This is a genomic window from Longispora albida DSM 44784 (assembly GCF_000379825.1).
In the GTDB taxonomy this organism is placed as follows: domain Bacteria; phylum Actinomycetota; class Actinomycetes; order Mycobacteriales; family Micromonosporaceae; genus Longispora; species Longispora albida.
Genome location: NZ_KB903836.1, coordinates 315,181 through 332,673 on the forward strand (window position 1 = coordinate 315,181; position 17,493 = coordinate 332,673).

Annotated in this window: 22 protein-coding genes; 10 read left to right on the top strand and 12 right to left on the bottom strand. The window is 71.3% G+C overall.

Features of this window, described 5'->3' with window-relative positions; all coding sequences use genetic code 11:
- The first annotated feature begins 54 nt into the window (after positions 1–54).
- Complete coding sequence (locus tag A3G1_RS0127425; protein WP_018352710.1) at positions 55–501, top strand: DUF3060 domain-containing protein; 447 nt, start codon at positions 55–57, stop codon at positions 499–501.
- Here A3G1_RS0127425 and A3G1_RS0127430 read toward each other — a convergent pair.
- Both A3G1_RS0127430 and A3G1_RS0127435 read right to left on the bottom strand, forming a co-directional pair.
- A complete protein-coding gene (locus A3G1_RS0127430; protein ID WP_018352711.1) occupies positions 494–1,174 on the bottom strand; it encodes a DUF1345 domain-containing protein in 681 nt (226 codons plus the stop codon). The genes A3G1_RS0127425 and A3G1_RS0127430 overlap by 8 nt on opposite strands.
- Positions 1,175–1,191: 17 nt before the next feature.
- A complete protein-coding gene (locus A3G1_RS0127435) occupies positions 1,192–2,100 on the bottom strand; it encodes an SMP-30/gluconolactonase/LRE family protein (RefSeq protein WP_018352712.1) in 909 nt (302 codons plus the stop codon).
- 139 nt (positions 2,101–2,239) lie between these two features.
- Here A3G1_RS0127435 and A3G1_RS40910 point away from each other — a divergent pair, with 139 nt between their 5' ends.
- On the top strand, positions 2,240–2,971 hold the full coding sequence (locus A3G1_RS40910; protein ID WP_026212579.1) for a hypothetical protein: 732 nt from the start codon (positions 2,240–2,242) through the stop codon (positions 2,969–2,971).
- On the opposite strand, the gene A3G1_RS0127445 is transcribed toward A3G1_RS40910, so the two are convergent.
- From A3G1_RS0127445 to A3G1_RS0127460, 4 genes are read right to left on the bottom strand one after another with little or no spacing between them, the layout of a single operon-like run.
- Positions 2,968–3,681 carry a metallophosphoesterase gene (locus A3G1_RS0127445; protein ID WP_018352713.1) on the bottom strand — a complete coding sequence of 238 codons (714 nt, stop codon included), beginning with the start codon at positions 3,679–3,681 and terminating at the stop codon, positions 2,968–2,970. The two genes, A3G1_RS40910 and A3G1_RS0127445, sit on opposite strands and share 4 nt — an antisense overlap.
- On the bottom strand, positions 3,681–4,286 hold the full coding sequence (locus A3G1_RS0127450) for a TetR/AcrR family transcriptional regulator (protein WP_018352714.1): 606 nt from the start codon (positions 4,284–4,286) through the stop codon (positions 3,681–3,683). The genes A3G1_RS0127445 and A3G1_RS0127450 overlap by 1 nt, the downstream gene beginning before the upstream one ends.
- Positions 4,287–4,293: 7 nt before the next feature.
- Positions 4,294–5,031 carry an ABC transporter permease gene (locus A3G1_RS0127455; protein WP_018352715.1) on the bottom strand — a complete coding sequence of 246 codons (738 nt, stop codon included), beginning with the start codon at positions 5,029–5,031 and terminating at the stop codon, positions 4,294–4,296.
- Complete coding sequence (locus A3G1_RS0127460) at positions 5,028–5,747, bottom strand: ABC transporter ATP-binding protein (RefSeq protein WP_018352716.1); 720 nt, start codon at positions 5,745–5,747, stop codon at positions 5,028–5,030. Before A3G1_RS0127460 ends, A3G1_RS0127455 begins: the two co-directional genes overlap by 4 nt.
- Positions 5,748–5,838: 91 nt before the next feature.
- On the opposite strand from A3G1_RS0127460, the gene A3G1_RS37140 reads away from it, so the two are divergent.
- Both A3G1_RS37140 and A3G1_RS0127470 read left to right on the top strand, forming a co-directional pair.
- Positions 5,839–6,711, top strand: a complete 873-nt coding sequence (locus A3G1_RS37140) for an EamA family transporter (RefSeq protein WP_018352717.1) — start codon at positions 5,839–5,841, stop codon at positions 6,709–6,711.
- 43 nt (positions 6,712–6,754) lie between these two features.
- On the top strand, positions 6,755–7,276 hold the full coding sequence (locus A3G1_RS0127470) for a HEAT repeat domain-containing protein (protein ID WP_018352718.1): 522 nt from the start codon (positions 6,755–6,757) through the stop codon (positions 7,274–7,276).
- Positions 7,277–7,329: 53 nt separating this feature from the next.
- On the opposite strand, the gene A3G1_RS0127475 is transcribed toward A3G1_RS0127470, so the two are convergent.
- On the bottom strand, positions 7,330–7,992 hold the full coding sequence (locus A3G1_RS0127475; protein ID WP_026212580.1) for a nitroreductase family protein: 663 nt from the start codon (positions 7,990–7,992) through the stop codon (positions 7,330–7,332).
- A 164-nt stretch (positions 7,993–8,156) separates the two neighbouring features.
- Between A3G1_RS0127475 and A3G1_RS0127480 the strand changes: the two genes are divergently transcribed.
- The 3 genes from A3G1_RS0127480 (at position 8,157) to A3G1_RS37145 (ending at position 10,557) form a co-directional block, all read left to right on the top strand.
- On the top strand, positions 8,157–8,765 hold the full coding sequence (locus A3G1_RS0127480) for a superoxide dismutase (RefSeq protein ID WP_018352720.1): 609 nt from the start codon (positions 8,157–8,159) through the stop codon (positions 8,763–8,765).
- A gap of 64 nt (positions 8,766–8,829) precedes the next feature.
- On the top strand, positions 8,830–9,591 hold the full coding sequence (locus A3G1_RS0127485) for a nucleotidyltransferase domain-containing protein (RefSeq protein ID WP_018352721.1): 762 nt from the start codon (positions 8,830–8,832) through the stop codon (positions 9,589–9,591).
- 42 nt (positions 9,592–9,633) lie between these two features.
- The gene (locus tag A3G1_RS37145; protein WP_157641434.1) at positions 9,634–10,557 is read left to right on the top strand and encodes a HEAT repeat domain-containing protein; all 924 of its coding nucleotides are present in this window, start codon (positions 9,634–9,636) and stop codon (positions 10,555–10,557) included.
- On the opposite strand, the gene A3G1_RS0127495 is transcribed toward A3G1_RS37145, so the two are convergent.
- Both A3G1_RS0127495 and A3G1_RS0127500 read right to left on the bottom strand, forming a co-directional pair.
- On the bottom strand, positions 10,558–11,241 hold the full coding sequence (locus tag A3G1_RS0127495) for a class I SAM-dependent methyltransferase (protein ID WP_018352723.1): 684 nt from the start codon (positions 11,239–11,241) through the stop codon (positions 10,558–10,560).
- Positions 11,242–11,283: 42 nt separating this feature from the next.
- Positions 11,284–11,766 (bottom strand): hypothetical protein, encoded by a 483-nt coding sequence (locus A3G1_RS0127500; protein ID WP_018352724.1) that lies wholly within the window; start codon positions 11,764–11,766, stop codon positions 11,284–11,286.
- Positions 11,767–12,086: 320 nt separating this feature from the next.
- On the opposite strand from A3G1_RS0127500, the gene A3G1_RS0127505 reads away from it, so the two are divergent.
- Positions 12,087–12,641 carry a DJ-1/PfpI family protein gene (locus A3G1_RS0127505; RefSeq protein ID WP_040480000.1) on the top strand — a complete coding sequence of 185 codons (555 nt, stop codon included), beginning with the start codon at positions 12,087–12,089 and terminating at the stop codon, positions 12,639–12,641.
- A 40-nt stretch (positions 12,642–12,681) separates the two neighbouring features.
- On the opposite strand, the gene A3G1_RS0127510 is transcribed toward A3G1_RS0127505, so the two are convergent.
- Genes A3G1_RS0127510 through A3G1_RS0127520 form a run of 3 tightly spaced genes read right to left on the bottom strand, consistent with a single transcriptional unit; the run spans position 12,682 to position 15,447 of the window.
- Positions 12,682–13,503, bottom strand: coding sequence for an ABC transporter permease (locus tag A3G1_RS0127510; protein ID WP_018352726.1), 822 nt, complete (start codon positions 13,501–13,503; stop codon positions 12,682–12,684).
- Positions 13,496–14,416, bottom strand: a complete 921-nt coding sequence (locus tag A3G1_RS0127515; RefSeq protein WP_018352727.1) for an ABC transporter ATP-binding protein — start codon at positions 14,414–14,416, stop codon at positions 13,496–13,498. The genes A3G1_RS0127510 and A3G1_RS0127515 overlap by 8 nt, the downstream gene beginning before the upstream one ends.
- Positions 14,413–15,447: a LolA family protein gene (locus tag A3G1_RS0127520; protein ID WP_026212581.1), complete on the bottom strand. Its 1,035-nt coding sequence runs from the start codon at positions 15,445–15,447 to the stop codon at positions 14,413–14,415. The genes A3G1_RS0127515 and A3G1_RS0127520 overlap by 4 nt, the downstream gene beginning before the upstream one ends.
- Before the next feature lie 73 nt (positions 15,448–15,520).
- Between A3G1_RS0127520 and A3G1_RS0127525 the strand changes: the two genes are divergently transcribed.
- Together A3G1_RS0127525 and A3G1_RS0127530 are read left to right on the top strand one after the other, a co-directional pair.
- On the top strand, positions 15,521–16,198 hold the full coding sequence (locus tag A3G1_RS0127525) for a response regulator transcription factor (RefSeq protein WP_018352729.1): 678 nt from the start codon (positions 15,521–15,523) through the stop codon (positions 16,196–16,198).
- Between the two features lie 3 nt (positions 16,199–16,201).
- Positions 16,202–17,353 (top strand): sensor histidine kinase, encoded by a 1,152-nt coding sequence (locus A3G1_RS0127530; RefSeq protein ID WP_018352730.1) that lies wholly within the window; start codon positions 16,202–16,204, stop codon positions 17,351–17,353.
- Positions 17,354–17,493: the final 140 nt, after the last annotated feature.

Consider the following 17,493-nt stretch of genomic DNA (forward strand, 5'->3'; position numbering starts at 1 on the left):
ACCGGCTGCCTAGGCTCAGTCGCGAGCACACCGATCCACTGAGGAGTGAACGAGATGCGCAAGGCCGCGCTGTTCTTCGCCGTCACCACGGCCGCCCTGACCGCCACCGCCGGATGCACGGCGACTATCGAGCGCGAGAACGCGCAGGCCCCGGCGCCGTCGGCCATCCAGAGCACAGCCCCGGCCGGGCCGGCGCCAGCCCGGGGAGGCGCAACGCCACCGGACATGGTCGTCTCCGGTACCGGGGTCGTCGAGTCCTTCGACTGCACTGGCCAGAACGTGACGGTAGAGGCCAGCGCGGGGACGATCACCCTCAAAGGCAACTGCCTGAAGCTGGTCGTGTCCGGCTCGGTCAACACCATCAGCGCCGACCAGCTGGCCGAGGTCCGCTTCGTCAGGGGCGGCGGCGGCAACACTGTCGTCTACAAGGGTCCGGCTCCAGAGACGATCAGCGACACCAGCAACGCGCCCGGCAACACTGTGACCCGCAGGGCTATCTGAGGATGTTGATCGCCCGTGCGATCACCAGGGCCGCCGTGACCAGCGAGACTCCCGACTGGAGCATCATGGCCATCTTCGCCCACCGGCTCAGCGGCATCGTGTCCGTCGGGCTGAACGCGGTCGCGTTGGTGAACGACACGTACAGGTAGTCGAGGAACTGCGGGTGCCAGCCGGGCCCGGCGAGCTTCGGTGCCGTCATCTGCGGGAAGAGGAAGTCGGGGTCCGGGCAGCGGCCCTTGGACCGTGCGGCGGGGCCGCCCCGGTCGAGTTCCCAGTACCACAGGGCGAAGACCACCACATTGGTCAGCCAGATCCCGCCGCCGTTGAGCAGCAGCATCGGCGGGTCGCTCTCGGCGCGCCCGGTCGCGATCTGCCAGACCAGCTTGAACGCGGCGAACGCGGTGACCAGGCTCGCGACGCACACCAGGGCCAGGCTCAGCCAGCGGATCACCCGGGACTCCCGGGTGATCCGCGCCGGGTTGGCCCAGAACAGCGCGAGGAACAGCGCGGACTCGATCCCCGGCAGCAGCCACCACGGCCGGAAGGTCAGGCTGTCGTTCAGCGCCACCTGGCAGGCGATCATGACGAGGATCGCCAGGCTGGCCGCCACCCGGTGCTCGGGCAGGTGCGGCTTGTCCCAGGCCGTCGCGCCCGCGGCCGTGCCGGTGCTCATCACACCATTGTGGCTGGTCAGGCCGGGTACTGTGCGCCGTTGACCGTGACGCGCAGGGTGTACAGCGAGGTGGCGGCCGTGATGTAGAGCTGGTTGCGCTTCGGGCCGCCGAAGGTCAGGTTGGACACCGACTCCGGCATGAGCAGCTTGCCGATCAGGTCGCCGTCCGGTGCGAAGACGTGCACGCCCTCCCACGTCGCGGCCCAGATCCGCCCGGCTGCGTCCACGCGCAGCCCGTCGAACCGGCCGAAGGTGCACAGCGCGTGGATCTTCCCGCCGGTCAGCGTGCCGTCGTCCTGCACGTCGAAGACGCGGATGTGGCTGGGCTCGCCCCGGGTGTCGGCGATGTAGAGCTTCTTCTCGTCGGGGGAGAAGGCCAGCCCGTTGGGCCGCTGGAAGTCCTCGGCGACGACGGTGACCGCGCCGGTGTGCGGGTCGATCCGGTACACGTAGGACGCGCCGATCTCGCTTTCGCCCTGGTTGCCCTCGTAGTCGGTGAGGATCCCGTACGGCGGGTCGGTGAACCAGATCGAGCCGTCGGCCCGGACCACCACGTCGTTGGGGCTGTTGAGCCGCTTGCCCTCCCACCGGTCGGCGAGGACGGTGACCGTGCCGTCGTGCTCGGTGCGGGTGACGCGGCGGTTGCCCTGCTCGCAGCTGATGAGGCGGCCCTGCCGGTCGATGGTGCCGCCGTTCGCGTAGCCAGAGCCGGCCCGGAACACGCCGGTCGCGCCGGTCGTCTCGTCCCAGCGCATCAGCCGGTCGTTGGGGATGTCGCTGAAGACCAGGTAGCGGCCTGCCGGGAAGTACACCGGGCCCTCGGTCTTGCGGGCGCCGGTCCACAGCCGCTCGACGACGTAGTCACCGTTGATGCCGGTGAACCGGTCGTCGAGGAGTTCGAACTGTGCGGGGGTGACGTCGGCCATCAGAAGCTCCTGTCCGAGATGCTGTTCACCCAGAACCTACCAAGGCCGAATGAGATTCGGTCAAGGCCTCCGTTTCCCAGATCACATCCGTGTACCGGGCTCGTTTAGACTGGCGCCCACCCTCGTCACCGGAGTCGTCGTGAATCGCCGTGCCCGCAAGCCGCTCATCCTTCTCGTCCTCGCCGCCGCCGTCGCGCTGACGGCTGGCGTCACGGGGACGCTGGCCGTGCTGACCGCCGGCGAGCCGGGCGAGGCCCGGATGGCCCCGGCCGCGGCGTCCGCTGTGGCTACCCCGGAGGTGACCACGCCGGCACCGTCGCCGTCCGAGTCGCCCTCGCCGTCGCCCACACCTGCGCCTTCGCCTTCGCCTTCGCCGGAGAGCGTGCCGTCGCCCGTTCCCGAGGCGCCACGGAAGACGACGCCGGTCCCGCCGCGCCCGCCGAAGACCCTGGCGACGCTCAAGCAGCCGCAGCCCCAGCCGGCCGGGTGCTCCACGACCGGGCAGGTGACCTTCCGGCCCGGCGACACGTTCGGCGTGGTGACCGCCAGCGTCGCGATCAACACCGGCCCGCCCTACCAGCTCTGCCCCGGCGCGCAGGTCCGCGTGTACTGGGCGACCTACACCATCGACACGGCAGGCGTGAAGCACCTGTACGCGTCGGGAGCCTCAGCGCTCAGCCACCAGCAGCCCCAGGTCACGATGACGATGAACATCCCCGGCGGCTCCCAGTGCGACCGGCTGTGGTTCTACGGCGAGGGCAACGGCGCGATCCCGTCCACCTACACCGGTAGCGGTGAGTCGTTCAGGCCGCCCGGCGTCCGGGGCGGGTTCTTCCCCAACCACTACGACGGCTGCCCGAACCGTTCCTAGCGGACGATCCGGTAGTGGGTCGTCAGCCGGTTCGCGTCGTCGAGCACGTGGAACGCGATGACCGGCGGGTCGTCCAGCGTGATGTGCTCGCCGGTCTCCCACGGCAGCAGCAGTGTGGACACCACCCCGCCGCCGACCAGCATCGGCTTGCCGGCGAAGGTGCTGACCGCCGCGGTGTGCGCGTGCCCGCAGAGGACGGCGGTGAGGTGGGCGTGCTTGGCCAGTACGGCGGAAAGTCGTTCTTCGCCCGTCTGCCGCAGTGAGTCGACCAGGGTGTTGTGCAGCATGACCGGCGGGTGGTGGAAGCACACGAAGGACGGCGCGTCACTGGCGGCGAGCTCGGCGTCGATCCAGGCCAGTGTCTCGTCCGGCAGGTAGCCGTCGTCGCGGCCAGGGATGGTCGAGTCGCAGAGCAGGAACCGCGCGCCATCCACCTCCCGCACCACGTTGACCGGGCCGAACCAGTTCTGGAACTCCTCCCGGTTGTCGTGGTTGCCCGGCAGGATCATGACCGGATACGGCAGCTCCAGCGCCTCCCGCGCCTCCTTGTACTCCTCGGCCAGCCCGTGGTCCGCGATGTCCCCGGTGACCAGGACAGCGTCGATCGGCGCGGCGAGATGCGCCAGGTAGCCCGTCACGGCGCGGGTGCGCGCGGCGGCGCGCTCACCGCCGTCGAGATGCGTGTCGCTGATGTGCGCAAAGATCAACATCAGCCCATCGTAGGCAGGTCAGGCAGCTCACCGGTGAAATAGCGCTGGAGTGCCGGGCCGACGGCCGCGACGATCCAGGCCGGCTCCGCGCTGGCGAGCGGCTCGAGCTTGATGATGTACCTGGCCATCGCCAGCCCCATCAGCTGCGAGGCGACCAGCGCGACCCGCCGGTCGCTGTCCGGCACGTCCAGCTCGGCGGCGACCCGGCGCAGGACCTGGCTGACCAGGAACTCCCGGATCAGCCGGGCCGACCACTCGTGGCTGACGGCCGCGCGGAGGATCCCGGCCGCGGCGGGCCCGGCGGGGGAGTCCCACACGCCGAGGAACATCCGGACGAGCCGCTCACCGAGCTGCTCCCGGTCGCCGGCCAGCACCTGCGGCAGCAGCTCACGCGGGTCGGCCGGTGCCTGCACCGCGGCCAGGAACAGCTCGTCCTTCGTGCCGAAATAATGGTGTACCAGCGCGGGGTCCACACCAGCCGACGCGGCGATCTGCCGGATCGAGGCCCGGTCGAAGCCTCGTTCGGCGAAGGCGTCCCTGGCTGCGGCCAGGATCGCTGCCCGGGTGTCCGGGCTGCCCGGCCGCCGTCCCTTGCGGATACCCATGTGCCGGTCAGCCGCTGCGCCTGCGCAGGGTCGCGGCGCCCAGGATCAGCGCGAGCACCACGGCACCCCCCACGATGGACACGTCCCGCCACAACGTACCGGTCGGCTCGGCTTGCGTGCCGACCTCCTGCAGCGCTTCGACAGCGTACGTCAGGGGGAGTGCGTCGCTGATCGCCTGGAGCCACCCGGCCATCTGGTCACGGGACACGAACAGCCCGCACAGCAGCAGCTGTGGCAGCGCGAACACCGGCATGAACTGCACAGCCTGGAACTCGTTGCGGGCGAAGGTACTCGCGAACAGGCCGAGCGCCATGCCCAGCAGCGCGTTGACCACGGCGATCGCGATGACCAGCGCGAGGCTGCCGCGCGGGTCGAGGCCGAGGGCGAAGTACGCGAAGAGCGTGCTGACCGCGGCCTGGAGCGCGGCGGCGACCGCGAAGGCCAGCCCGTAGCCGAGCAGCAGGTCGAGCTTGCCGAGTGGCGTGGTCAGCAGCCGTTCGAGGGTGCCGGAGGTGCGCTCGCGGAGCATCGCCACGCTCGTGACCAGGAACATCAGGATGAACGGGAACACGCCGAGCATGATCAGGCCGACGCCCTGGAAGACCGCCGGCTGCGCCTCGAACAGGTACTTGATCAGGGTGAGCAGCACCGCGGGCACCACGAGCACGAGCCCGACGGTGCGGTGGTCGTGCCGGAGCTGGCGGAGCACCCGCCCGGCGGTACTGAGAGTGATCCGGGGGTTCATGCCGCCACCTCCTGGGCCTTGATGAGCCGGAGGAACGCTTCCTCCAGGTCGTCCGTACCGGCGGCGGCCCGCACAGCGGCCACCGTGTCGTCGGCGATGAGCCGGCCCTCCCGGATCAGCAGCAGCCGGTCACACCGGCCAGCCTCGTCCATGACATGGCTGGAGACCAGCAGCGTCGTACCGGCGGCCGCCATCGCCCTGAACCGCCCCCACAGCTCGTCGCGCAGCACCGGGTCCTGCCCGACGGTCGGCTCGTCGAGGACCAGCAGCTCGGGGCTGCTGACCAGGCAGCAGGCCAGCGAGGCCCGGGCGTGCTGCCCGCCGGACAGGCTGCCAACGAGCTGTCCGGCCGCCTGGCCGAGGCCAACGTCGCGGACCGCCGCTGCCGCTTCGGCGGCCGGGACGCCGTAGAGGCTGGCGAAGTACCGCGCGTTCTCCATGACGGTCAGGTCGGCGTACACGCTGGGGGCCTGGGTGAGGTAGCCGACCTTGCGGCGCAGAGCCGGCGAACCGGCGGGCTCGCCCAGCACGGTGACCGCACCCGACCTGACCCGCTGCACCCCGACCACGCACCGCATGAGCGTGGTCTTGCCGCTGCCGCTCGGGCCGAGCAGGCCGGTGATGCTGCCCCGCTGGATGGTGGTGCTCAGGCCGTGCAGGACGGGACGCCCGCCCCGGTCGACGGCCAGATCGGTGATCGTGATGGCAGGGTCCATGATCCCTCCAGAGCCGGCAGAATTCATCACCTGTTGAATTCCACGGTAAACGGGTTCCGCCCACCGGGGCAAGGCCAGGTATCGTCCCGGCATGCCAACCGCCCGGCCCTCCGCCGCCTGGGGTTCGGCCCTGGTCCTGCTGTCGGCGGCAGGCTTCGGCCTCGCCCCGCTGTTCGCCACGCGCGCCTACGACGCGGGGATCAGCGTGCCGTCCCTGCTGTTCCTGCGTTTCGGCCTGGCCGCGGCGGCCCTTTTCGCGTACCTCGCCCTGCGCGGCACCCTGCCCCGCCGCACCGCCCGCGAGCTGGCCGGCCTGGCCCTTCTCGGCGTCCTGTACGCGATGGTGGCCCTCGGCTACTTCACCGCGCTCAAGCACGTGTCGCCAGCCCTCGCCGTCCTCCTGCTGTACCTCTACCCGGCCTTCGTCGCCCTCTCCGGCCGCGACCGGCTGCTCGGGGCGGTCGCCGTGTCGATGGCGGGCATGGTGCTCGTGGTCGGCAAGCCCGGCGGCGCGAGCCTGCTCGGTATCGGCTGCGCCGCCGGGGCCGCTGTCGTCTACGCGGCGTACATCCTGGCTGGCAACAAGCTCGCCGCCGCGATCCCGCCGCTGGAGACCACCGCGTACGTCGCGCTGGTCTCTGCCGTCGTCTTCGCCGGGCTCGGGCTGGGCCGTGGCGACCTCGATCTCGGGTTCGGGCTGGCCAGCTGGGCGGACGTCCTCGCGGTGTCGTTCCTGGCCACGGTGCTGGCGATCGGCTGCTTCTTCGCCGGCATGCGCAGCCTCGGCCCGACCCGCGCCTCGATCCTGAGCATGGCCGAACCGGTCATCGGCATCCTCGCCGCCTGGCTGTTCCTCGGGTCCACGCTGAACGCGGTGCAGCTGCTCGGCGGGGCGATCGTCCTGGCCGGCGCCGCCTGGGGCATCCTCGGCCGCCCAGCCCGCCAGCCAGCACTCGACGGCTGAACGGGTACCCGCCGGCCGGCGCCAGCCTGGCAGGATGGGCCGCATGAACAGCGCACCGGCCGACAACGCCCGCCTCGCAGCCAGCCGGTGGGGCAGGCAGGAAGTGGCCGCCCGGTGCGCCGCGATCCTCCACGGGACGGAAGACGCCGAGCTGACCGTGGTCATCGGGGGCCTGCACGGCCGCGCCGTCGAGGCCGGTACGACGAAGGAAGGCGACTGGCCCCGCGTCTGGGCGGCCCGTGCCCTGCTCTACGTCTGGGACGAGCCCGCAGCCCCCGCCGTCGTCGCGGCGCTCGGCGATCCACAGTGGCGGGTGCGCGAGATGGCCGCGAAGGTCGCCGCCCGGCGCGAACTGGGCGAAGCCGCCGAAACCCTGGCCGGCCTGCTCGCTGATCCCGTACCCCGGGTCCGCGCCGCCGCCTGCCGCGCGCTGGCCGTCACCGGCGAGTCCGAGCACGCCCCCGGCCTGCACGCCCTCCTGTCCGACCCGGACCCCGACGTCCGCACCCGCGCCGAACAGGCCCTCGGCACCCTCGAACACCGCCTCGACCGAGCGGACCTCTGAGGGTTCACCATCCACGCGGAGGGGTGGATTCCGGCAGCGGCGGGACGGTACGGCTACTCCCGAGCGGTCTTCCACTGCCCATAGTGGACAACGTCCTCCACCGGCCGCTTGCGCTCCTGGAACGAGGCTTTCCGTTCGGGTGTCAGACGGGCATCGGAGGGCGCCGGGTAGCCGACGGTGATCGCGCCGACCGGGGTGTAGGAGTCCGGCACGCCGAACTCCGCCCGGTACCGGGGGATCTCGCCGGGCATGATGCCGAACAGGCAGGCCCCGAGCCCCTCGTCGACGGCGGTCAGGAGGACGAGGAGGGCGGCCATGCCGGTGTCCACGTCCCAGTACGGCACCGGCCAGCGGTCCTCAGCCCGGTCCGACCAGCCCTTGTCGTCCCGCGCGTACCGGTCGAGGTACACGTCCTTGCAGGAGTGCGCGACGACGATCAGCGGCGCGGTCATCATCCCGGCCCGCCACTCGGCGAGGCCGGCCGCCGCTGCGGTACCGGCGTTCGGGTCGGAGGGGTCGAGATCCGTCGCCGCCCAGAACCTGTCGCGATCAGCCTGCTCCGTCAGGAACAGGAACCCCCAGCCCTGCGAATAGCCGGCCGAGGGCGCGCGCTGGGCGTGGCGGGCGATCCGCTCGACTGTCTCCTGTGGTACCGGCCGGGAGGGGTCGTAGGCCCGCACCATCCGCCGCCGCCGCACGACATCCCGGAACTCCATAGACGAGAGTCTAGGCCGCGACCCGGGCCACTGTCGCGTCCCGTCACTAGGGGTAGCATGGCGCTTCGTGCGGGTGCATCCGGACAGCAGGCGTCCGCCCACACGCCGGCGTTCCTCCTGGTGCACCGCGCTGACCACGGACTCGTCACCGGAGGTAGCACGACATGACTGTCTACACCCTGCCTGATCTGCCCTACGACTACGGCGCACTCGAGCCGGCCATGAGCGGCCAGATCCTCGAGCTGCACCACAGCAAGCACCACGCGGCCTACGTCGCCGGTTCCAACGCGACGCTCGACGCGCTCGCCGAGGCCCGGGACAAGGGCAACTACGCCGGCATCGTCGGCCTGGAGAAGACCCTCGCGTTCAACGTGTCCGGTCACGTCCTCCACTCGATCTTCTGGGAGAACCTGTCCCCGGAGGGCGGCGAGCGCCCCGAGGGTGAACTGGCCGCCGCGATCGACGAGTACTTCGGCTCGTTCGAGGCGCTCCAGGCCCAGCTGTCCAGCGCCACCAAGCTGGTGCAGGGCTCCGGCTGGGGCGTGCTCGGCTACGAGCCGCTGTCCGGCCGTCTCCAGGTCACCCAGGTCTACGACCACCACGGCAACGTGGGCGTCGGCACGACCCCGATCCTGGTCTTCGACGCCTGGGAGCACGCGTACTACCTGCAGTACAAGAACGTGCGCCCCGACTACGTCGACCAGCTCTGGAAGATCGTGAACTGGGCGGACGTCGCGGCCAAGTTCGACGCCGCGCGCGGCACGGCCAAGTAACGAAGTACTGCTCACGCCAGCGCCGGGGCCTGCGGGCTCCGGCGCTGGCGTGTTAGAACCGGGCATGCCCGAAAGCCTGATCAGCACGCTCGCCGACGTCCTGGCCGCCGACGAGACCGTCCTCGGGGTGTGGCTGGCCGGCAGCCGTGGCCGGGGCGACGACGACCAGTACAGCGATGTCGACCTGTGGGTGGTCAGCACGGACGTGGACGCGTTCCTGGCCACGTGGCCCGAGCGCTGCGCCTCGGCGGTCGAGGTGGTGCTGACGAAGCGGGTCGGTTTCGCCCCGGTGTTCGCCCATGTCACCCCGCAGTGGTTGCGGTTCGACATCTCGGTCTCAGATCCTTCTTCGGTACCCGGGCGCGGCAGCGCCGGCCTCAAGCCCCTGCTCGACCGGGCTGACCTGCACGCCCAGCTCTCCGGCGACGCGCCGGACCTGATGCCGGACCCGCGCCGGGTGGCCGAGCTGACCGGCGAGTTCATCCGCGTACTCGGGCTGCTGCCGATGATCCTGCACCGTGGCGACTACGTGCTCGCCGCTTCGGGCTCGAACCTGCTGCGCCAGTACCTCATCCAGCTCATGACCGAGGACATCGCCGTGCCGGACCGGGGCGGGGCCGGTCGGAGGTACGCGCTGCTGCCCCGTCAGGTACTCGAGAACCTTCCCCCGATCGCCGCGACCCGCGAATCGGCCCTCGCCGTGCACCTGGCCTGCGCCTCGGCCTTCGAACCCCTGGCCCGCCGCCTCTGCGGCCCGTCATTCCCCGAGGCACTGTGGACAGCCATGACCGCCCACCTCACCCGCGAAGGCATCCCCCTCGCATGAACCACACCACCCGTGTCGTACCCCTGTGGCACGATGCCGGGCATGGCAGACGGGATGCTTCGCGGGCTCGATGACGTTGACTGGGCCGGGTTGCAGCACGCGTACGGCTCGGCGGGCGACGTGCCCGTGCAGATCCGTGCGCTGCTGTCGGCGGAGCAGAAGGTCCGTGACCGGGCGATCTGGGAGCTGAACGGCAACATCTTCCACCAGGGCACCCGGTACGAGGCCACGCCGCACGCCGTGCCGTTCCTGCTGGAGGTCCTCGCGTGGCCCGGCTGCGAGTGCCGGGCGGAGCTGATCGTGCTGCTCGCCTCGATCGCGATCGGGTACGAGGAGGCGTGGCTGCCGGAGCCTTTCCCTGTTGCCGAGCTGCGCGCGAAGGCTGAGGGCGGGGCCCGCTTGATGGCAGCCGTGCCGCAGGCCCGTGACTACGGGTCCGATGACGACTACGGCGACGCGGTGTACCAGCACCACGAGTCACTGTCCGAAGAGGAATCCGAGTCCCTGTACGCCTACGAGGGCCTGGAGTGTTACGACGCCGTCGCCGCCGGCCTCCCGCAGGTCCGGGCGCTCCTGGCTGACCCGGCCCCGCCGGTCCGTGCCCTGGCGGCGAATCTGCTGGCCTGGTTCCCGGAGGCGGCCGAGGGCTCCGTGCCCGCGCTGCGAGCGCTGACCGCCGACCCGGACGAGTCCGCTGCGGCCACTGCGATCGTGGCGCTCGGCCTGCTGGGTGAGGCCCCCGCAGCCGGGCTGCCTTCCGGCGGCTCGCCGCTGGTCCGCTGGGCCTCAGCCGTCGCGCTGGCCGCTGTCCACGGCCGCGACGCCGGACCCGGTGTGGCCGGCGAGCTGGAGAAGTGGGCCGATGAGATCACCACAGCCACAGTCAGCACGCCGTTCCTCGACGGCGACACAGCCGCGTACGCCGGGCATGCCTTCGACCAGGTCGTCCTCGGCCCGCCGGCCTAGTCAGGACCGCTTGAGGCAGGTGTAGGCCCCGAAAGCCCGCATCGTGTACTCCACGGACACGATCTCGAAGCCCGCCGCCTCCAGCATCGGCTCGAACAGCCACCGGAAGGTGCTGTGCTCGGTGCGGATGTGCTCGATGTAGTCCTCAGCGGTGTACCCGGCCGCCGGGTCCTTCGACGCCCCCGCGAACCAGCGCTGGAACACGGCCGGCGCCTCGCCGGGCGTGAAGTCGTAGATCAGGTCGCGGACCCGCAGCACGCCGCCCGGCCGGAGCATCCCGGCGATGCGGTGCAGCGCGATGGCCTTCCAGAAGTCGGGTACCTGGTGGAGCGCGTTTCGAGTGTAGACGCCGTCGGCCACCTGCTCCGGCTCGTAGCTGAGGAACCCGGCGCGGACGGCAGTCAGCCCCGGGTCCTGCGCGCGCAGGTACTCCACCATCACCGGCGACACGTCGACGGCTGTCACGTGGCCGAACACCTTGCGGGCGGCCAGCGCGAACTGCCCGGTACCGGCGGCGAGGTCCACGACGGCCGAGCCCGGCCCGAGCCCGTGTGCCTGGAACTCGGCGATGTCCGGGGCAGGGTCCGGGTATCCCTGCTTGCGGTCGTAGCCGGCCACGAACTCCGGGTCGAGGTGCTCGGGCCCGGCGTGGGCCAGTTCGTCGAGAAGCCAGGAATCGGTCATGCCCCGATCATGGCTGGCGGTGCCGGGCTCTGCCCCTCCTTTTCAGATGTCGTCGCAGCCGGGGAAGCGGCGGGCGACGTCGTCGGGCACGTGGCCCTTGCAGAAACCGGAGCTGCCGGCGCTGACCGGCCGCCACTTCTTGTTCTCGGTCACGAACAGCACGCGGATCGTCTGCGTGGGCCCGTCAGCCCTGGCCACGGCCCACTTGTCGGCGCACACCGCTTCCTTGAGGGCTGCGGGCTCGCCGGCCTGGGTGTACACATCGGTGAGTTTGAGCACTGCCAGCAGGTCGGCTGCCTTGACGGCGCAGGCAGTGGCGCTCGGTACCGGGCTGCGGCTCGCCTTCGGACGCCCGGTGGCGGTGGTACCGCCGGGGGTCGCCGCGCCGGGGGAGCCCTGCTGGGCCGCTGACGACATGGGGGCGGTGGCCTTGCCGCCAGCCGGAGGCTGCTCGGCGGCTGGCTTGTCCTCCGCGCACCCGGCGAGGGCGAGAGCGAGGAGGATGAGGGGGGTGATCCTGCGCACGGCGAGATCCTACGAGATCACTCCACCGGGCGGGCGCGGGGAGCACACGCCGGCGCGATCCCGGGACCACAGTGCAGGGTGGGACGGAGACTGGACAGGGCGCGGGGCGCGGCGCACCATCATGGGCGTGGCCAGCCGTGGCCGGGGCCCTGGTCTCGCCGCTCTGCTTCACGGTGACGGGCGGCCGGCCAGCAGACAGCTCCCCGGCCGGGACGAGACGGCCGGGGAGCCCCTTCGTTCTCCCCTTCATTTCCGGTGCGCGTTCGGCCACGATGGACAGATCAGGCCAGATCGGAGTGATCCGAGTGAATGGAGTGATCATGGTCAAGGTGCTCATCGTCACCGGCGACGCCGCGGAAGACCTTGAGGTGATGTACCCGTACCAGCGCCTGCTCGAAGAGGGCTACGAGGTGCTGATCGCCGCGCCCAGCGCCAAGCGGCTCCAGTTCGTCGTGCACGACTTCACGGACGGTTTTGACACGTACACCGAGAAGCCGGGCCGGACGTGGCCGGCCGACCTGGCTTTCGCCGACGTGGACCCGGCCGGGTTCGCCGCGCTCGTGGTGCCGGGTGGCCGGGCCCCCGAGTACCTGCGGAACGATCCGGAGTGCCAGCGGATCGTGCGGCACTTCGTCGAGGCTGGCAAGCCGATCGCGCACCTGTGCCACGGTGCGCTGATCGTCGCCGCGGCAGGCGGGCTGGAGGGCCGGCGGTCGGCCGCGTACCCGGCGCTGGCACCTGATGTGCGCGCGGCCGGCGGAGAGTTCGTGGACGGCGAGGCCGTCGTCGACGGGCTGATGGTGTCCGGGCGGGCGTGGCCCGACCACCCGGGCTGGATGCGCGAGTTCCTCACGGTGCTGAGAGCGAAAGGCTGAGAACGGGCGAAGGCTGGGTACCCGCCGGGTACCCAGCCGCTCAGCTCGTGACGTCCTTCGTGGCGAACCGCGCCCACGCCGCCGTCGTGAAGATCAGCGTGTAGATCCCGGCGGACAGCAGGCCGGGCCCGGCTGAGTTGAACGAGACCGGGTCGCGCAGCAGGTCACCGAACGCGAACCAGTAGTGCGTCGGCAGGTAGGGGCCGATCGCGCTGAGCTGGGGGATCGTGTCGAGGATCTGGCTGACGATGTAGAGGATCAGCACGGCGATCCCCGCGCCGATCGGCTGCTCGGTCAGCGTGGACACGAACAGGCCGATGGCGGCGAGCGCTGACAGGCAGACCGCCGCGTACCCGCTGACCATCGCCACCCGGCCCAGGCCGCCCCAGAAGCCGATCTCCGTGCCGGACAGCAGCGTCATCTTCCCGCCGCCGAACAGCAGCAGCCCGGCGATCATGCCGGTTCCGACGACGGTCAGCACGGCGGTGGCCGCGAACACCACCAGCGCGGCGAACTTCACCGCGATCAGCCGAGTCCGGTGCACCGGCACCGTCAGCAGGTAGCGGAGTGTGCCCTGGTTGGCCTCGCCGGCCACCGCGTCACCGGCGATCGTGGAGATCGCCAGCGGGAGGAAGAAGCCGAGTTCGACGGACAGCGCGGCCAGCGCCACGAACAGCCCGTTGGTGGTGATGCCGCCGAAGAAGCCACCCTCGTCCTCACCCGGGGCGTTCACCTTGGCCGCGACCGCGATGATCACGGGGACGACCGCGAGGATGGCCAGCCCCAGCCAGTTGCGCCGCCGCCCGAAGATCAGCAGCAGCTCGGAGCGGAAGAACCTGCCGGTACCTGCGAGGCTAGCCACTGACATCGAACCCTTCACCGGTCAGGTGCACGAACAGCTCTTCGAGGCCGGGCCGCTCGACGGCGAACCCGCGCACCGGTACGCCGGCGCGGACCAGCCCGGCCACGATGTCCTCTGGCGCCAGGTCACCGAGCAGGCCCCGGGCCTCGCCGTCCGCGGACGACACGTCCTTGAGGCCGAGGGCCTCCAGGCACCGGCCGGCCTCGGCGGGATGACTCGTCTCGACGCGTACCCGCGTTTCCGATCCGGCCCGCAACGCCGGCAGCGAGCCCTGCGCGACGAGTTTGCCGAGGTGCATGACCCCGGCGTGCGTGCAGATCTGCTCCACTTCGGACAGCAGGTGGGTCGACAGCATCACCGTCGTACCCTCGGCAGCCAGCCCCGAGATGATCGAGCGGACCTCGCGGGTGCCCTGCGGGTCGAGCCCGTTCGTCGGCTCGTCGAGGATCAGCAGCTTACGCGGCCGCAGCAGCGTGCCGGCCAGGGCGAGACGCTGGCGCATGCCCAGCGAGTACGCGCGGTACCGCTTGCGCGCGGCGGCCAGCAGGCCCACCCGGTCGAGGGCCTCGTCGATGCGCGCGGCCGCCGTGGCCGGGTCGGCGTGCCGGTCGGCGGCGTCGAGGCGGCGCAGGTTGTCGCGGCCCGACAGGTACAGGTGAAAAGCTGGGCCCTCGACCAGGGAGCCGACATCCGGCAGCGCCGCGAAGCTGGTCGTGCCGAGCAGGTTGCTGGAGCCGGCGGTCGGCTCGATCAGGCCGAGCAGCATCCGGATCGTCGTGGTCTTGCCGGAGCCGTTCGGGCCGAGGAAGCCATAGACAGAACCGGCCGGTACGGCCAGGCCCACGGCGTTCACCGCGACCTGGCCGGACCGGAACCGCTTCGTCAGCCCCTCGCTGCTGACTGCGAGACTCACTTACTCGCCACCTCGTAGAGCTTCTCGGGAGCGACGGCACCGGCGAAGAGCCGGCCGTCGTCGGTGATCAGTACGGAGAACAGCTTGGAGCTGATGACGCGCCCGGTGCCCCACGACCCGCTGGCCTGGGTGCCGAGGGAACCCAGCAGCCCCGGAGCTTCCTTCTTCACGTCCACCTTGGCGGTGAGAACGCTGGTCCAGCCGGTACCGACGATCTTCGGCTCCAGCTCCCTGCGGCCCGGCTCCTCTTCCTTGTCCTCCTTGCCCGGCACGTTCTGCACGCCGGCCGGCGGCTTGAACTGGAAGTGCTCCTCACCCGGCTTGTCGAAGCTGATCTGCTGGAAACCGACCTCGAACGCCGGGGACGCCGCGTTCTTCGAGAACACCTGGACGCGCAGCGGCACGTGCTTGTCGCCGTCGATGGCCAGCCGGACAGAGCCGACCAGCGACGCCCGGTCACGCGGGGCGAGGATCAGCTCGTAGGCCGGCCGCCCGGCCACCTTCACCTGGCCGCCCGTGGAGACCACAGTGGTCGGGTCGAGCGCGCCGAGGATCGCGTCTGCGGCTTCCTGCGGGGTCTTCGGCAGCTCCTTCGGGTCGGTGAAGGAGGGCTTGCTGTCCGCGGGTACGTCGTAGTGGGTGGCCTTGTTCTGCTGGCTGGACCAGATCCACAGATCCTTGCCGTTGCGGATCACGTCGGACTCGCCGAGCGTGCCGAGCAGCGCGAGCCGCACCTTGTCCTGCCCGCCGTACCAGATCCGCAGCGTGTGCGTGCCGGAGATCATCGAGGACAGCTCGGAGCTGGCGCCGGGCATGGGCGGCAGCCCGAGGTCCGCGCGCTGCACGATCGTGCCGCTGAGCGGGTCGAGCCTGGCCTGCTCCAGGTCCATCAGCAGCTGGGAGGCGCTGCGTTTGGGCAGGTCGGGCTGTGCTGAGGCGAGCTGGCTGAAGCCCGCGACCGCCGAGACGACCGCCACGACTCCGATGGGTACCGCCCAGCGCAGTGCCTTGTTCTTCGTCATGCTCCCCATGGTGCGCCAGCCTAACTGTGAGAAGGCTGAGAGCGGTTCAGGCCGGGCTCCGCCGCCGTGGCAGGCTGACGGCATGCGGGTGCTGGTGGTGGAGGACGAGGTGCGGCTGGCGAAGGCCCTGAAGAAGGGGCTGGAGGCCGAGGGCTTCGTGGTGGACGTGGCCGGCGACGGGCTCACCGGCTTGGAATCCGCCAGGTTCGGCGGCTACGCGGCCGTTATCCTGGACATCATGCTGCCCGGTATGTCCGGCTATCAGGTGGTCCGGACCCTGCGCCAGGAGGCCAACTGGGTGCCCGTCCTGATGCTCTCGGCCAAGGACGGCGAATACGACCAGGCCGACGGCCTCGACTGCGGCGCCGACGACTACCTCACCAAACCCTTCTCCTACGTGGTACTCCTGGCGAGACTGCGCGCCCTGCTCCGCAGGGGAGCCCCGGAACGCCCGGCCGTCCTCACCGCCGGAGACCTCACCCTGGACCCGGCCAGCCGGGAGGTCAGCCGGGGCGGGGTGCCGATCACGCTGACGGCCCGCGAGTACACACTGCTGGAGTACCTGATGCGCCACGCGGGCACAGCGCAGTCCAAGCTCGCGATCCTCGACCAGGTCTGGGAGTCCGGCGCCGACACCGACCCGAACGTCGTCGAGGTGTACATCGGGTACCTGCGGAAGAAGATCGACGTGCCGTTCGGGCGGCGGACCCTGCGGACGGTCCGCGGCGCCGGATACCTGCTCGCCGACGACGGGAGCTGAACCGTGCACCTGCGGACCCGGCTCGTCCTGATCGCGGCCACCGGCCTGGCCGTCGTCCTCGCGATCGGCGGGCTGATCCTCGTCCTCGTGCTCCGGATCGCCCTGCTGCACTCGCTGGAGACCTCGGCGAACCAGACAGCCCGCGACACCGCCCAGCTCGTCCTGGCCGGTGAGCTGCCCGATCCCATCCCGTCCGGCGGCTCGGCCGTCGTCCAGGTCCTCGACAGCGAAGGCCGGATCCTCGCCGCGTCGATGGGCGCCGACCGCCTCGTCCCGGTCCTGAACGGAGACCTCGCCGCCCAGGCGCGCTCCGGCCGGGCCGTGTACCGGGAAAGCGCACCCACCGGCATCGACGGCCCGGTCATCGTCGCCGGCGCGGCAGCGGGGGAGCAGACCGTCCTCGTTGTCGTGTCGGCCCGGGACACAGAGGACATCCTCCGCGCGCTCGGAGCCAGCCTCCTGGTCGCCTTCCCCGTGCTGCTGGCCGCGATGGTCGCCGTCGGGTGGGTCGTGATCGGCCGCGCGCTGCGGCCAGCGGAGGAAGCACGTACCCGCCAGCGCATCTTCGTCGCCGACGCCGCCCACGAGCTGCGCAGCCCGATCGCGAGCCTGCGTACCCAGCTCGAAGTCGCCGTGCACCTCGACGACCCCGCCGACCCCGCCGAGCTGCTCGCCGACGTCGAGCGGCTCGGCCGGCTCGCCGACGACCTGCTGCTCCTGGCGCGGGTGGAGGGCGAGGCTCCGGCCAAGCGGGTACCGGTCAACGTGGCGGCCCTCCTCGGCCTCGACGGCGAGCACTGGGTCCTCGGCGACGAGCACGAACTCCGCCGCGTCTTCGAGAACCTGGCCGGCAACGCGCGCCTGCACGCCGGCTCCGAGCCGGACATCGCGATCGGGCGCGACGGGCCTGATGTGCTGGTCACGGTCACCGACCACGGGCCGGGCATCCCCGCAGCCGACCGTGAGCGGGTGTTCGCCCGGTTCACCAGGCTCGACGCCTCGCGCGCCGGTACCGGCACCGGCCTGGGCCTGGCCATCGTCCGCGAACTGGTCACCGCCCACGGCGGCACGGTCCGCCTCGCCGACGCCGCCCCAGGCCTGCGAGCCGAGGTCCGCCTGCCCCGCGCCCGGGCCACACCGGCGACCGGCAGGTAGTCCTTCCAAGGCCAACCCCATGCCCTGCCCGGGCCCCGCCGCGCGACCGGCAGGTAGTCCTTCCAAGGGCAACCCCGCGCCCTGCCCGGGCCCCGCCGCGCGACCGGCAGGCAGTCCTTCCAAGGCCAACCCCGCGCCCT